The following is a 14,219-nucleotide window of genomic DNA, read 5'->3' as shown; positions in this document are numbered from 1 at the left end:
TTTTATGTCCCGTTTCAAACTTTTTTCATGACATCGTGGAGTGCTATCTTCCCGTGAACGTTGTGGGTTAATCCATAATTTTTCAATATGTTAATCAACGGAAGATAGATATGAAAAATCGTAAACTGCTTTTATCTCTGGCCATTGCCGCTACGCTTCTTGCTGGCTGTAAAAATATGAACGGCGTCGATCCTAACGGGATCGCGAGCGCCGGTATGTCGGCCTATAAAGCCGCGACGCTCTCTGACGCCGATGCCAAAGCCATCGCCAACGGCGGCTGTAAAGAACTGGACAGCCAAAATGAGATTGCGGGCGCTTCAAGCAAATATACCAAGCGCATCAATAAAATAGCGAAGGCCCTAGGGAATAATATTAACGGCACCCCAGTTAACTATAAGGTCTATTTGACCAGCGACATCAACGCCTGGGCAATGGCCAATGGCTGCGTTCGTGTGTACAGCAGTCTGATGGACATGATGACGGACAATGAAGTTGAAGGGGTGTTAGGCCATGAGCTGGGGCACGTGGCGCTGGGCCATTCCCGTAAAGCGATGCAGACGGCCTATGCGACTGTTGCCGCTCGCGATGCTGTTTCGGCAACCAGCGGGGTGGCGTCTCAGCTCACGCAGTCTCAGTTAGGTGATATTGCGGAAGGGGCGATAAATTCTGCATTCTCGCGCAGTCAGGAGTCTGAGGCAGATGATTTCTCCTACGATTTACTCAAACAACGTAAAATCAGCACCGCGGGTTTAGCCAGCAGTTTCGATAAACTGGCTGCCCTCGACAGCGCCCACGCTAAATCCCTGTTTGATTCTCATCCGCCATCGACAGAACGTGCGCAGCATATCCGCGACCGTATTGCGGCAGATAAGAAGTAACGCTTTGACTTACGGGCTGGTTTTACGCCAGTCCGTCCTTTGATGCCTATTTCTTCTACACTCACCTTCAAACATTCCGTTATTTGCAAGCAACATTAACGGTTGCGGGCAATGGCGCGTATAATGCGCGGCGTTTGTGTAACTGACGCCTTTAATTAAGGAGAGAACGATGACAGCAATTGCCCCGGTAATTACCATTGATGGGCCAAGCGGTGCGGGTAAAGGCACCTTGTGCAAAGCGATGGCGGAAGCATTGCAATGGCATCTTTTAGATTCGGGCGCGATCTATCGCGTACTGGCGTTAGCGGCGTTGCATCATCATGTGGACATGGCTTCTGAAGAGGCGCTGGTGCCTCTGGCTGCGCACCTTGATGTCCGCTTTGTGTCGACCAACGGCAATCTTGAAGTCATCCTTGAAGGGGAAGACGTGAGCGGTGAAATCCGCACCCAGGAAGTGGCAAATGCGGCTTCTCAGGTGGCGGCGTTCCCGCGCGTTCGTGAAGCGCTCTTACGTCGTCAGCGCGCCTTCCGTGAAGCGCCGGGCCTGATTGCGGATGGTCGTGACATGGGAACGGTGGTGTTTCCTGATGCGCCGGTGAAAATTTTCCTTGACGCTTCCTCGGAAGAACGTGCGCAACGTCGTATGCTTCAGTTGCAGGAAAAGGGCTTTAGTGTTAACTTTGATCGCCTTTTATCCGAGATAAAAGAGCGCGATGACCGCGATCGTAATCGTGCTGTAGCGCCACTTGTTCCGGCAGACGATGCCTTAGTGCTCGATTCTACCCGATTAACTATTGAGCAAGTGATTGAAAAAGCGTTACAATACGCGCGCCAGAAATTGGCACTCGCTTAATCGCGACAGATTCGTAGTGCCCCGCTGCAATGGATTGACGGTGGGTATGTGAAACAACCCCATCCGGCATGGAGCCAGGTGGACGTTATATTAACCTGAAGATTAAACATGACTGAATCTTTTGCTCAACTATTTGAAGAATCCTTAAAAACAATCGAAACCCGTCCGGGTTCCATCGTTCGTGGTGTTGTTGTTGCTATCGACAAAGATATCGTACTGGTTGACGCCGGTCTGAAATCTGAGTCTGCCATTCCGGCAGAGCAGTTCAAAAACGCCCAGGGCGAGCTGGAAATCCAGGTTGGTGACGAAGTTGACGTTGCACTGGATGCAGTAGAAGACGGCTTCGGTGAAACTCTGCTGTCCCGTGAGAAAGCTAAACGTCACGAAGCTTGGATCACGCTGGAAAAAGCTTACGAAGAAGCTGAAACTGTAGTCGGTGTTATCAACGGCAAAGTTAAAGGTGGCTTCACTGTTGAGCTGAACGGTATTCGCGCGTTCCTGCCAGGTTCTCTGGTAGACGTTCGTCCGGTTCGCGACACGCTGCACCTGGAAGGCAAAGAGCTTGAGTTCAAAGTAATCAAGCTGGACCAGAAGCGTAACAACGTTGTTGTTTCTCGTCGTGCCGTTATCGAATCCGAGAACAGCGCAGAGCGCGATCAGCTGCTGGAAAACCTGCAGGAAGGCATGGAAGTTAAAGGTATCGTTAAGAACCTCACTGACTACGGTGCATTCGTTGATCTGGGTGGTGTTGATGGCCTGCTGCACATCACCGACATGGCGTGGAAACGCGTTAAACACCCAAGCGAAATCGTGAACGTTGGCGACGAAATCACTGTTAAAGTGCTGAAGTTCGACCGCGAGCGCACTCGTGTATCCCTGGGCCTGAAACAGCTGGGCGAAGATCCATGGGTCGCTATCGCTAAACGTTACCCAGAAGGTACTAAACTGACTGGTCGCGTTACCAACCTGACCGACTACGGCTGCTTCGTTGAAATCGAAGAAGGCGTTGAAGGCCTGGTGCACGTTTCCGAAATGGACTGGACCAACAAAAACATCCACCCATCCAAAGTTGTTAACGTTGGTGATGTAGTGGAAGTGATGGTTCTGGATATCGACGAAGAACGTCGTCGTATCTCCCTGGGCCTGAAACAGTGCAAAAACAACCCATGGCAGCAGTTCGCGGAAACCCACAACAAGGGCGACCGTGTTGAAGGTAAAATCAAGTCTATCACTGACTTCGGTATCTTCATCGGCCTGGACGGCGGCATCGACGGCCTGGTTCACCTGTCTGACATCTCCTGGAACGTTGCAGGCGAAGAAGCAGTACGTGAATACAAAAAAGGCGACGAAATCGCTGCAGTTGTTCTGCAGGTTGACGCAGAACGTGAGCGTATCTCTCTGGGCGTTAAACAGCTCGCAGAAGATCCGTTCAACAACTGGGTTGCACTGAACAAGAAAGGCGCAATCGTAAACGGTAAAGTGACTGCAGTTGACGCTAAAGGCGCAACCGTAGAACTGGCTGACGGCGTTGAAGGTTACCTGCGCGCTTCTGAAGCTTCACGTGACCGCGTTGAAGATGCAACTCTGGTTCTGAGCGTTGGTGACGACGTTGAAGCTAAATTCACCGGTGTTGACCGTAAGAACCGTGCAATCAGCCTGTCTGTTCGTGCTAAAGACGAAGCTGATGAGAAAGATGCAATCGCAACTGTTAACAAACAGGAAGATGCAGGTTTCTCTAACAACGCAATGGCTGAAGCTTTCAAAGCAGCTAAAGGCGAGTAATTCAAGTTCTCTAAATCGTTTGGGCGGTAACAAGGCAACGAGCCTGAGAGCCCCAGCCACTTACTTAAGTAAATGACTGGGGTGGAACAGGCGAAGTTAACGCAGTGACCGCTCGAAGGATGACGAGCAGACTTGACAGATTGCAGGATTCGTTCTGTAATCAATAACAAAGGGCGGCTACGGCCGCCCTTGTTTAATAAGCTGTTCAGCTAATTGGTTTGAAGGAACCGGAGGAATCATGACCAAGTCAGAATTGATTGAAAGACTTGCCAGCCAACAATCGCACATCCCCGCAAAAGCAGTGGAAGATGCAGTGAAAGAGATGCTAGAGCATATGGCCTCGACTCTTGCACAAGGCGAGCGCATTGAAATCCGCGGTTTCGGTAGTTTCTCTCTGCATTATCGTGCTCCACGAACCGGGCGTAACCCGAAGACTGGCGATAAAGTCGACCTGGAAGGCAAATACGTTCCGCACTTTAAGCCGGGTAAAGAACTGCGCGATCGCGCCAATATTTACGGAAACTGAGTTTTAGCCTTCGGGCGAGCTGGGTTTTTCAAAAGAAAGCACCTTCGGGTGCTTTTTCTTATCTATTTTTAAATATCTGAAGCAGCGCTGCAACTCAGCATGGCTTTTTCTGCAACCTGAAAGATTCTCTTCGGCAATGGCTGCAATCGCGTATTTTCTTGCCTGACTAGCCCAACTCCATACAGCAAACTGTCCCTAAACAGGGAGGTATGTGTGGGTATTCCGGTCATCAGTGCATGTTTAATTTCAGCTATCTTGCCATTACTTTGGCTGCCTTCGCTCCCCGGTTTGCCAGCCGTCTGGGTGTGCATTGCAGTTGGCATCTTACTGGCACTGCAACGTCTGGTTTATCTGCGGTATGCGGGGCTATGGCTGGTATTTTTTGCCTGGGGAGTCTTGGCGGCGCTGGAGTGCGTATGGCCGATGCAAAACCTGACGGCCGGGCCACAGCGGGCAGAAATCGTCATCACAGGTACAGATGGCGCCACCACCCATCAGGCCAGGATTGTCAGCCTTGGCGGCAAGCCCTGGTTTTCGATGACAGGTGTCACACTCTACGGAAATTTCTTACCGCAGGCGGTCTGTGCAGGACAACGCTGGGCGGTGACGCTGCGTCTTCGCGCGGTGCATGGTGAGCTTAATGAAGGCGGTTTTGATTCGCAGCGCTATGCGCTTGCTTCGCATCAGCCTCTGACCGGTCGCTTCACTCATGCCGAGGCGATTGATACCACGTGCAGCCTGCGGTCCCGCTATCTAGCATCTCTATCCTCATCGCTCTCACCCTATACATGGGGTTCTGTCATTCTTGGGTTGGGAATGGGGGAGCGTCTGGCAGTCTCACAAGAAGTGAAAAAATTGATGCGTGAGACCGGGACTTTGCACCTGATGGCGATTTCGGGTCTGCACATTGCACTTGCGGCCTCGATTGTCTGGCTCATCGTTCGTGGACTTCAATTTTTACTCCCATGCCACTGGATTAACTGGCGCACACCATTACTCTCCGGAGTCTGCTTCGCGGCGTTTTATGCCTGGCTTACGGGTATGCAGCCGCCAGCGTTACGGACCGTTGTCTCTCTTACCGTGCTGGCATTGCTGCGTCTGAGTGGACGGCAATGGTCACCGTGGCAGGTCTGGTTATGTTGTGTCGCGGCGATCCTGTTTATCGATCCATTGGCCGTACTTTCACAAAGCCTGGCACTCTCCGCCTTCGCCGTTGCAACCCTTATTTTCTGGTATCAGTGGCTGCCCCTGCCAAAATGGCAACTTCCGCGGTGGTTAAAACCTCTGCCAGCACTGTTGCATTTGCAACTTGGGATGCTGTTTTTACTACTGCCGCTACAGGTCAGCATTTTTCATGGCATGAGTCTTTCTTCTGTAATCGCGAATCTCTTTGCCGTGCCGCTGGTTACATTCATATCCGTCCCCTTGATCCTGGCCGGAATGTTGCTGCATCTTTGTGCGTTGAATGTATTGGAAATCAAGGTCTGGTTTCTGGCTGATAAATCGCTGGATCTGCTTTTTGGATTGCTAAAAAAATTACCGGATGGCTGGATTGATATTGATGAGCGCTGGCTCGCCGTCACCTGCCTCCCGTGGATTACCGTGATGGCATGGCGTTTACGTGCCTGGCGGTCAGTCCCCGCAGTCTGTCTTGCAATAAGCGTATTGCTGACGTTTCCCTTATGGCGCTCTCAGAAAACCGAGGGCTGGACGGTGCATATGCTGGATATCGGTCAGGGACTGGCCATGGTAGTTGAGCGACAGGGAAGGGCGATTTTGTATGATACCGGCTTAGCCTGGCCGGGGGGCGACAGCGCACAACAGCAAATTATCCCCTGGCTGCGCTGGCACCATCTGACGCCAGAAGGGGTGATTATCAGTCATGAACACATGGACCATATTGGCGGATTACACTCTCTGCAAAAAGCATGGCCGTCAATATGGATAAGAAGTCCGCTCGACTGGGGCGGACATCAGCCCTGTTTTCGTGGCGAGCAATGGCAGTGGCAGGGCCTGACCTTTACAGCGCATTGGCCGCCGAAAGGGTATCAGGTGCAGGGAAATAACCGCTCGTGCGTAGTGAAAATTGACGACGGTGAGCACAGCGTATTACTCACCGGCGACATTGAGGCAAAAGCCGAGCAACTGATGTTAAGTCATCGTTGGCAATATCTAACGTCTACACTTATCCAGGTGCCGCACCATGGGAGTAATACCTCGTCATCGCAGACGCTCATTCAGCGCGTGGAAGGGAAGGTCGCTTTGGCCTCTGCGGCACGTTACAACGCATGGCATTTTCCGTCAGCAAAAGTCGTTCGACGCTACAAAAAGGAGGGCTATTCTTGGCTCGATACACCGCAATCTGGGCAAATATCGGTACGTTTTTCGCCACATGGCTGGCAAATCCGACGCTTACGAGATCAAATTTTACCTCGTTGGTATCATCAGTGGTTTGGCGCGCCCGTCGATAACGGGTAGAATATGCGGCTATTTCAACAAATGCTGGTTTTTTGAATGCATAACGACAAAGATCTCTCCACGTGGCAGACCTTCCGCCGACTCTGGCCGATGATTGCACCCTTTAAAACAGGTCTGATCGTGGCGGGTGTCGCGTTAATCCTCAACGCAGCAAGTGATACCTTCATGCTATCGCTCCTCAAACCGTTACTGGACGACGGTTTTGGTAAAACGGATCGCTCAGTGTTGCTATGGATGCCTCTGGTGGTTATCGGATTGATGATCTTACGTGGCGTCACCAGCTATATCTCCAGCTACTGTATTTCCTGGGTATCGGGAAAAGTGGTCATGACCATGCGCCGTCGACTGTTCAGCCATATGATGGGTATGCCGGTCTCCTTCTTTGATAAGCAATCCACCGGGACCTTGCTGTCGCGCATCACCTACGATTCTGAGCAGGTTGCGTCGTCTTCATCCAGCGCCCTGATTACCGTAGTGCGTGAAGGCGCATCGATCATCGGCCTGTTTATCATGATGTTCTACTACAGCTGGCAGCTGTCGATCATTCTCATCGTGCTGGCGCCAATTGTCTCGATCGCTATCCGCGTCGTCTCCAAGCGTTTCCGCAACATCAGTAAAAACATGCAGAACACCATGGGGCAGGTGACCACCAGCGCAGAGCAGATGCTGAAAGGCCACAAAGAAGTGCTTATTTTTGGCGGTCAGAATGTCGAAACCAAGCGCTTTGATAAGGTCAGCAACAAAATGCGTCTGCAAGGGATGAAAATGGTTTCGGCCTCTTCCATCTCCGATCCGATCATTCAGCTGATTGCCTCTCTGGCGCTGGCATTTGTACTGTATGCCGCGAGCTTCCCAAGCGTCATGGAAACCTTAACCGCTGGTACCATCACCGTGGTCTTCTCGTCGATGATTGCACTGATGCGTCCGCTGAAATCTCTGACGAACGTCAACGCCCAGTTCCAGCGCGGTATGGCCGCCTGCCAGACGCTGTTTAGCATTCTGGATACGGAACAGGAAAAAGACGAAGGCAAACGCGTGATCGATCGCGCCAACGGTGACGTTGAATTCCGTAATGTGACCTTTACTTATCCAGGCCGCGAAACGCCTGCGCTGCGTAATATCAACCTGAACATTCCGGCTGGTAAAACGGTTGCGCTGGTGGGTCGCTCTGGTTCAGGTAAATCGACCATTGCCAGCCTGATGACCCGTTTCTATGACATCGACGAGGGCGAAATCCTCCTTGATGGTCACGATCTGCGGGAATATACCCTGCAGTCGCTGCGTAATCAGGTCGCGCTCGTCTCGCAGAACGTTCATCTGTTCAACGATACGGTCGCCAACAACATTGCTTACGCCCGTACCGAAGAGTACAGCCGTGAAGCCATCGAAAACGCCGCGCGTATGGCCTACGCGATGGACTTCATCAATAAGATGGATAACGGTCTTGATACCGTGATCGGCGAAAACGGCGTGCTGCTCTCCGGCGGTCAGCGCCAGCGTATTGCGATTGCCCGTGCGCTGCTGCGTGACAGCCCGATTCTCATCCTCGACGAAGCCACTTCGGCACTCGATACTGAGTCTGAACGCGCCATTCAGTCGGCGCTGGATGAACTGCAGAAAAACCGCACCTCGCTGGTGATTGCGCACCGTCTGTCGACTATCGAGCAGGCGGATGAAATCGTGGTTGTGGAAGACGGTCTGATCGTTGAACGCGGAAGTCATGCGGATCTCATTGAGCATCGCGGCGTTTACGCTCAGCTTCATAAAATGCAGTTTGGCGCATGATTGCACGCATCTGGTCCGGGGAATCACCTCTCTGGCTACTGCTGTTGCCGCTCTCCTGGCTATACGGCCTGGTGAGCGGCATCATCCGTTTGTGCTATCGCCTGGGGCTGAAAAAAGCCTGGCGAGCACCGGTGCCGGTTGTGGTCGTCGGGAATCTTACCGCCGGCGGCAACGGTAAAACGCCCGTTGTGATCTGGCTGGTGGAACAGCTGACAAAACGGGGTGTGCGTGTCGGCGTGGTCTCACGGGGTTACGGTGGAAAAGCCGAGCAGTATCCACTGCTCCTGACCTCTCAGACCACCACGGCGCAGGCCGGAGACGAACCGGTATTGATCTTTCAGCGTACCGGGTCGCCTGTCGCTGTCTCTCCTAATCGCAGCGAAGCTGTTCAGGCATTGCTGGCCGAACATCCGCTGCAAATTATCATCACCGACGACGGCTTACAGCATTACGCCCTTGCGCGAGACAAAGAGATCGTGGTGATTGACGGTGAGCGTCGTTTCGGCAACGGCTGGTGGTTACCTGCCGGGCCAATGCGCGAACGTGCGTCTCGTTTGCGCTCCGTCGATGCCGTTATTGTGAACGGTGGCGAAGCACAGTCTGGCGAAATCCCGATGGCCTTAAAGCCCGGACAGGCAGTCAATCTGCTGACCGGTGAACAGCGGGACATAACCGCGTTGCCTTGTCTGGTCGCCATGGCCGGTATCGGTCATCCTCCGCGTTTTTTTGCCACCCTGGAAAGCGGCGGGGCCAAGCTTGAAAATCGAATTCCTCTCGCCGACCATCAGGCGCTGACGCTGGAGAGCGTTGAACCTCTGGCTACTTCTCACCAGAATCTGATCATGACCGAAAAAGACGCCGTTAAATGCCGCGCCTTTGCCAAAGCCAACTGGTGGTATCTGCCCGTTGATGCACAGCTCAGCGGCGAACAGCCAGAACGCCTGCTCCAGGAACTGATAGCGCTGGTGCGCTAAGTCGAATGCGGTTCTGGTAGCGCGATGACTTACAGGAAAACGCATGTCACTACCGCAACTCTCACTTAGCGCCGCCCGCCATTTGCATCTTGCCGCGCAAGGTCTACTGAAAAAGCCCCGCCGTCGCGCACAGCCTGCCGATATTCTATCTGCAATCCAGCGCATGTCCCTGCTGCAAATCGACACCATTAATATTGTTGCCCGCAGTCCCTATCTGGTGCTTTTTAGCCGCCTTGGGAATTATCCGGCTCAGTGGCTTGATGATGCGCTGAGCCGGGGCGATCTGATGGAATACTGGGCGCATGAAGCCTGTTTTCTGCCGCGTACCGATTTCGGGCTGGTGCGCCATCGCATGCTCGCGCCGGAGAACATGGGCTGGAAGTACCGGAAGGAATGGATGCAGGAAAATGCCGACGAAATAGACCAGCTGATTGCGCATATTCAGGACAATGGCCCGGTGCGTTCTGCCGATTTCGAACATCCGCGTAAAGGCACGAGCGGCTGGTGGGAGTGGAAACCACATAAGCGTCATCTGGAGGGGCTGTTTACCTCGGGAAAAGTCATGGTGGTGGAGCGACGCAATTTCCAGCGCGTGTACGATCTCACCCACCGGGTGATGCCGCACTGGGACGACGAACGCGATCTGCTGGACCAGGCCGCTGCCGAAGCGATCATGCTGGAAAACAGTGCCCGTAGCCTGGGGATTTTTCGTCCGCAGTGGCTGGCGGATTACTATCGTCTGCGTCAGCCGGCGCTGAAACCGCTGCTTGAACGCTGGCAGGAAAACCAGCGCGTCGTGCGCGTCGAGGTCGAAACGCTGGGGGAAATGTGGCTCCATGCCGATCTCCTCCCGCTTCTGCCGCAGGCTCAGGCCGATAAGCTGACCGCGACGCATAGCGCCGTATTGTCGCCGTTCGACCCGGTGGTCTGGGACCGTAAACGCGCAGAACAGCTGTTTGATTTTACCTATCGCCTCGAATGTTACACGCCCGCGCCGAAACGCCAGTTCGGCTATTTCGTCTTACCGCTGCTGCATAAGGGGCGGTTGGTCGGACGGATGGACGCGAAAATGCACCGCAAAACAGGCGTGCTGGAAGTCATTGCGTTGTATCTGGAAGCGGGCGTTAAAGTCAGTGCAACGCTTGAAAAAGGTCTCACGTTGGCACTCAATGATTTCGCCATCTGGCAGCAGGCCCGACAAATCACTTTGGGGCGACTGCCGCACGGGTTATTTGAGGGCTGTCGGAGTGGCTGGGAAATAGACATAGCCTGAAAAAGGAATGTGGTAAGCTTTAGCGATTACCTATACGGAGGAACTATGGATCACCGTTTACTTGAAATTATTGCCTGCCCGGTGTGCAACGGCAAACTGTATTACAGCCAGGATAAGCAAGAGCTGATTTGCAAACTGGATAATCTGGCTTTCCCGTTTCGTGACGGCATTCCTGTCCTGTTGGAAACCGAAGCCCGTACGCTGGCGGCAGAAGAGAGCAGACCATGAGTTTTGTTGTCATCATTCCGGCACGATTCGCATCCACCCGTTTACCGGGCAAACCGCTGGTCGATATTAACGGTAAGCCGATGATTGTTCACGTTCTCGAGCGAGCACGTGAATCGGGTGCCGAGCGCGTGATTGTGGCCACGGATCATGAAGAGGTTGCACGTGCGGTCGAAGCGGCGGGCGGCGAAGTGTGCATGACGCGCGCGGACCACCAGTCGGGCACCGAAAGGCTGGCCGAAGTCGTCGAAAAATGCGGTTTTAGCGATGACACGGTAATCGTTAATGTGCAGGGCGACGAGCCGATGATCCCGGCGGTGATTATCCGCCAGGTCGCGGAAAACCTCGCGCAGCGCCAGGTCGGAATGGCAACACTGGCCGTGCCGATTCACCACGCGGAAGAAGCGTTTAACCCCAATGCCGTCAAAGTGGTGATGGACGCGGAAGGTTACGCGCTCTACTTCTCCCGTGCGACTATTCCCTGGGATCGCGATCGTTTTGCGCAGTCTAAAGAGGCCATTGGCGATACTTTCCTGCGTCATTTGGGCATTTACGGCTACCGTGCGGGCTTTATTCGCCGCTACGTGACCTGGGCACCAAGTCCGCTGGAGCACATCGAAATGCTCGAGCAGCTGCGCGTGCTATGGTACGGCGAAAAAATCCATGTGGCTGTTGCACAGGAAGTGCCTGGAACCGGCGTCGATACCCAGGAAGATCTCGAACGCGTACGCGCGGAACTGAAATAAATCATTCGCATCCCCCCGTTCTGGGGGATGTTCTACCGCCTCGTTTTTATCGCATTTTTCTACGTTCAAATTGATCTCATAAGGGTGACATCTGTCAGCTACACGCTCATTATGAAAGCAGTAGTTTTGATGGGGGTAATCTCATATGGAACAGTTGCGTGCTGAGCTGAGCCACCTGCTGGGTGAGAAACTCAGTCGGGTGGAGTGCGTGAGTGAGAAAGCGGACACTTCCCTGTGGTCGCTGTACGACAGTAACGGAAATCCCATGCCGTTAATGGCGAGAAGCTTTACCTCCCCCGGCGTCGCCAGGCAGCTGGCCTGGAAAATGTCGATGCTGGCACGTAGCGGGACGGTGCGGATGCCGACGGTGTATGGGGTTATGACCCACGAAGAACATCCCGGCCCGGATGTGCTGCTGATTGAGCGCCTGCGCGGTGTTCCAGTCGAAGCGCCCGCAAGAACGCCGGATCGTTGGGAGCAGCTCAAAGATCAGATTGTCGAAGGGCTACTGTCCTGGCATCGACAGGACAGCCGTGGGCTGGTCGGGCCGGTAGACAGCACTCAGGAAAACCTTTGGCCACTGTGGTATCGCCAGCGGGTCGAAGTGCTCTGGGGCACGCTCAACCAGTTCAACAATACCGGCCTGAGCATGCAGGATAAGCGTATTTTATTCCGCACCCGCGAATGTTTGCCGACGATGTTTGAGGGCTTTAACGATAACTGCGTGCTGGTTCACGGCAACTTTACCCTTCGCAGTATGCTGAAAGACGCCCGAAGCGATCAGCTTCTGGCGATGGTAGGGCCGGGGATTATGCTGTGGGCACCGCGCGAATATGAACTGTTCCGCTTAGGCGAAAGCGCGCTGGCAGAGAGCTTAATGTGGCACTATCTGCAGCGAGCGCCAGTCTCGGAATCTTTCCTCTGGCGCCGCTGGCTGTATCTGTTGTGGGATGAAGTCGCGCAGCTCGTTAATACCGGGCGTTTTAACCGCGCGAACTTCGATATGGCTACAAAATCACTCCTGCCCTGGCTCGCCTGACGAGCCTTTGAGCCACTGCCAGAGTCGCCCGAGGGATTCATACCCGACGCGATCGCTGTGCATCAGCCAGACCGGCGACGGGATCACGCGCTCCCAGGGATTGAGCGGCGCGTCGATCGCCAGCTGATTCGCCGGTGCGGGCAGGGGATGCAATCCGGCATGTTCAAAGAAAATCATCGCCCGCGGCAGATGCGAGGCGGACGTCACCAGCAGGAAAGGCGCATCGCCGATAGCCTGTTTCACGGCAGCGGCCTCTTCTTCCGTATCTTTCGGGCTATCAAGGGTAATAATCGCCGATCGCGGCACGCCAAGCGATTCTGCCACCCGCGCCCCAGCCTCTGCGGTGCTGACCGGATTCGTTTTAGCGGCGGCACCCGTAAAGATCATTTTCGATCCCGGATTGCTCAGCCACAGTCGGATCCCTTCGTTGAGGCGCGGCAAACTGTTGTTAATCAGGTTGGAACTGGGCGCCCATTTATCGTCCCAGGTATAACCGCCGCCCAAGACCACGATGTACTCTACTTTCTGATTTTCCTGCCACGTCGGGTACGTGTTTTCGATGGGGCGCAACAACCTGTCCGCCACCGGTTGCAGGCTTAACAGCAGCAGCGCCAGCCAGCCGGTGGTGATCACGATTTTGCCACTTCGCTGAAAACGGGTGAACCAGATCAGCAGCAGCCCGAGCGCAATGAACATCAGCAGGAGAGGGAGGGGAAGCATCATCCCTCCAATGTATTTCTTTAGGGTAAAAAGCATCCTTTTTGGTTCCTTTTTTAACCATACAGCAGGTGATTACACGCGATATTACACCAGAGAGGTTCATTCTCCGCGCGGGTGTGACAAAATAGCGGTTTTGCTGCTAGCGGATGGAACTCTCCCAATGCGGGATCGCAATTTTGATGACATCGCGGAAAAGTTTTCGCGGAACATTTACGGCACCACCAAGGGGCAGTTACGTCAGACGATCCTCTGGCAGGATCTGGATAACGTGCTGGCCACCTTTGGTGACCGAAAGTTGCGGGTACTGGATGCGGGCGGCGGTGAAGGTCAGACGGCCATTTTAATGGCGCAGCGCGGCCATCACGTCACGCTTTGCGATCTTTCTGCTGAAATGGTAGCGCGTGCGAAACGCGCGGCAGAAGAGAAAGGTGTGAGCGACAACATGCATTTTATACATTGCGCCGCTCAGGACATTGCGCAGCATTTGGAAACGCAGGTTGATCTGATATTGTTTCATGCTGTGCTGGAATGGGTCGCCGAACCTCAGGAAATGTTAAAAACTCTGTGGTCTGTGCTCACGCCCGGCGGCGCGTTGTCGCTGATGTTCTACAATGCTAACGGCCTGCTGATGCGTAACGTGCTGGTGGGCAATTTCGGCTATGTGCAACAGGGCATGTATAAAAAGAAACGGCGCACGCTTTCGCCGGATTTTCCACGCGATCCGCAGCAGGTCTATGGCTGGCTGGAAGTGATGGGGTGGGAGATCACCGGGAAAACGGGCGTCAGGGTTTTTCATGATTATCTGCGCGATAAACAAAAACAGCATGACTGTCTTGACGCTTTAACAGAAATAGAAACGCGGTATTGCCGTCAGGAACCCTTTATCAGTCTTGGGCGATATATTCACGTCATCGCGCGCAAGCCGCAGAAGCAAGGATAA

At 53.8% G+C, this 14,219-nt stretch carries 13 protein-coding genes; 12 read left to right on the top strand and 1 reads right to left on the bottom strand.

The window, feature by feature from the left end; genetic code table 11:
• Window positions 1–110: 110 nt before the first annotated feature.
• The 11 genes from DAI21_RS19190 (at window position 111) to DAI21_RS19140 (ending at window position 12,559) form a co-directional block, all read left to right on the top strand.
• Window positions 111–878: a M48 family metallopeptidase gene (locus DAI21_RS19190; RefSeq protein ID WP_107703938.1), complete on the top strand. Its 768-nt coding sequence runs from the start codon at window positions 111–113 to the stop codon at window positions 876–878.
• A gap of 169 nt (window positions 879–1,047) precedes the next feature.
• The gene (gene cmk, locus DAI21_RS19185; RefSeq protein ID WP_100776998.1) at window positions 1,048–1,731 is read left to right on the top strand and encodes a (d)CMP kinase; all 684 of its coding nucleotides are present in this window, start codon (window positions 1,048–1,050) and stop codon (window positions 1,729–1,731) included.
• A gap of 108 nt (window positions 1,732–1,839) precedes the next feature.
• Complete coding sequence (gene rpsA / locus DAI21_RS19180) at window positions 1,840–3,513, top strand: 30S ribosomal protein S1 (protein ID WP_100776997.1); 1,674 nt, start codon at window positions 1,840–1,842, stop codon at window positions 3,511–3,513.
• Window positions 3,514–3,751: 238 nt separating this feature from the next.
• Window positions 3,752–4,039: an integration host factor subunit beta gene (gene ihfB / locus DAI21_RS19175; protein ID WP_012016828.1), complete on the top strand. Its 288-nt coding sequence runs from the start codon at window positions 3,752–3,754 to the stop codon at window positions 4,037–4,039.
• Between the two features lie 213 nt (window positions 4,040–4,252).
• Window positions 4,253–6,517, top strand: a complete 2,265-nt coding sequence (locus DAI21_RS19170; RefSeq protein ID WP_107703937.1) for a ComEC family protein — start codon at window positions 4,253–4,255, stop codon at window positions 6,515–6,517.
• A 36-nt stretch (window positions 6,518–6,553) separates the two neighbouring features.
• Window positions 6,554–8,302, top strand: a complete 1,749-nt coding sequence (msbA, locus tag DAI21_RS19165) for a lipid A ABC transporter ATP-binding protein/permease MsbA (RefSeq protein WP_100776995.1) — start codon at window positions 6,554–6,556, stop codon at window positions 8,300–8,302.
• Window positions 8,299–9,276, top strand: a complete 978-nt coding sequence (lpxK, locus tag DAI21_RS19160) for a tetraacyldisaccharide 4'-kinase (protein WP_107703936.1) — start codon at window positions 8,299–8,301, stop codon at window positions 9,274–9,276. Before msbA ends, lpxK begins: the two co-directional genes overlap by 4 nt.
• Window positions 9,277–9,319: 43 nt before the next feature.
• The gene (locus DAI21_RS19155) at window positions 9,320–10,549 is read left to right on the top strand and encodes a winged helix-turn-helix domain-containing protein (RefSeq protein ID WP_107703935.1); all 1,230 of its coding nucleotides are present in this window, start codon (window positions 9,320–9,322) and stop codon (window positions 10,547–10,549) included.
• A 45-nt stretch (window positions 10,550–10,594) separates the two neighbouring features.
• Window positions 10,595–10,777, top strand: coding sequence for a protein YcaR (gene ycaR / locus DAI21_RS19150; protein WP_095281446.1), 183 nt, complete (start codon window positions 10,595–10,597; stop codon window positions 10,775–10,777).
• A complete protein-coding gene (gene kdsB, locus DAI21_RS19145) occupies window positions 10,774–11,520 on the top strand; it encodes a 3-deoxy-manno-octulosonate cytidylyltransferase (RefSeq protein WP_100776992.1) in 747 nt (248 codons plus the stop codon). The genes ycaR and kdsB overlap by 4 nt, the downstream gene beginning before the upstream one ends.
• A gap of 145 nt (window positions 11,521–11,665) precedes the next feature.
• Window positions 11,666–12,559, top strand: coding sequence for a YcbJ family phosphotransferase (locus tag DAI21_RS19140; RefSeq protein ID WP_100776991.1), 894 nt, complete (start codon window positions 11,666–11,668; stop codon window positions 12,557–12,559).
• On the opposite strand, the gene elyC is transcribed toward DAI21_RS19140, so the two are convergent.
• Window positions 12,536–13,315, bottom strand: coding sequence for an envelope biogenesis factor ElyC (gene elyC / locus DAI21_RS19135; RefSeq protein WP_107703934.1), 780 nt, complete (start codon window positions 13,313–13,315; stop codon window positions 12,536–12,538). The two genes, DAI21_RS19140 and elyC, sit on opposite strands and share 24 nt — an antisense overlap.
• A gap of 124 nt (window positions 13,316–13,439) precedes the next feature.
• Here elyC and cmoM point away from each other — a divergent pair, with 124 nt between their 5' ends.
• Complete coding sequence (gene cmoM, locus DAI21_RS19130) at window positions 13,440–14,219, top strand: tRNA uridine 5-oxyacetic acid(34) methyltransferase CmoM (RefSeq protein ID WP_107703933.1); 780 nt, start codon at window positions 13,440–13,442, stop codon at window positions 14,217–14,219.

This window comes from Lelliottia sp. WB101 (assembly GCF_003051885.1).
Taxonomy (GTDB): domain Bacteria; phylum Pseudomonadota; class Gammaproteobacteria; order Enterobacterales; family Enterobacteriaceae; genus Enterobacter; species Enterobacter nimipressuralis.
The sequence above is the reverse complement of the archived record's forward strand: the minus strand, read 5'-3'. Positions and strand labels throughout refer to the sequence as shown.

Coding starts and splice junctions, on each gene's coding strand:
- DAI21_RS19190 (WP_107703938.1), top strand. CDS start 111: ATGAAAAATCGTAAACTGCTTTTATCTCTGGCCATTGCCGCTACGCTT.
- kdsB (WP_100776992.1), top strand. CDS start 10,774: ATGAGTTTTGTTGTCATCATTCCGGCACGATTCGCATCCACCCGTTTA.
- ycaR (WP_095281446.1), top strand. CDS start 10,595: ATGGATCACCGTTTACTTGAAATTATTGCCTGCCCGGTGTGCAACGGC.
- rpsA (WP_100776997.1), top strand. CDS start 1,840: ATGACTGAATCTTTTGCTCAACTATTTGAAGAATCCTTAAAAACAATC.
- DAI21_RS19155 (WP_107703935.1), top strand. CDS start 9,320: ATGTCACTACCGCAACTCTCACTTAGCGCCGCCCGCCATTTGCATCTT.
- cmoM (WP_107703933.1), top strand. CDS start 13,440: ATGCGGGATCGCAATTTTGATGACATCGCGGAAAAGTTTTCGCGGAAC.
- elyC (WP_107703934.1), bottom strand. CDS start 13,315: ATGCTTTTTACCCTAAAGAAATACATTGGAGGGATGATGCTTCCCCTC.
- cmk (WP_100776998.1), top strand. CDS start 1,048: ATGACAGCAATTGCCCCGGTAATTACCATTGATGGGCCAAGCGGTGCG.
- msbA (WP_100776995.1), top strand. CDS start 6,554: ATGCATAACGACAAAGATCTCTCCACGTGGCAGACCTTCCGCCGACTC.
- DAI21_RS19140 (WP_100776991.1), top strand. CDS start 11,666: ATGGAACAGTTGCGTGCTGAGCTGAGCCACCTGCTGGGTGAGAAACTC.
- ihfB (WP_012016828.1), top strand. CDS start 3,752: ATGACCAAGTCAGAATTGATTGAAAGACTTGCCAGCCAACAATCGCAC.
- lpxK (WP_107703936.1), top strand. CDS start 8,299: ATGATTGCACGCATCTGGTCCGGGGAATCACCTCTCTGGCTACTGCTG.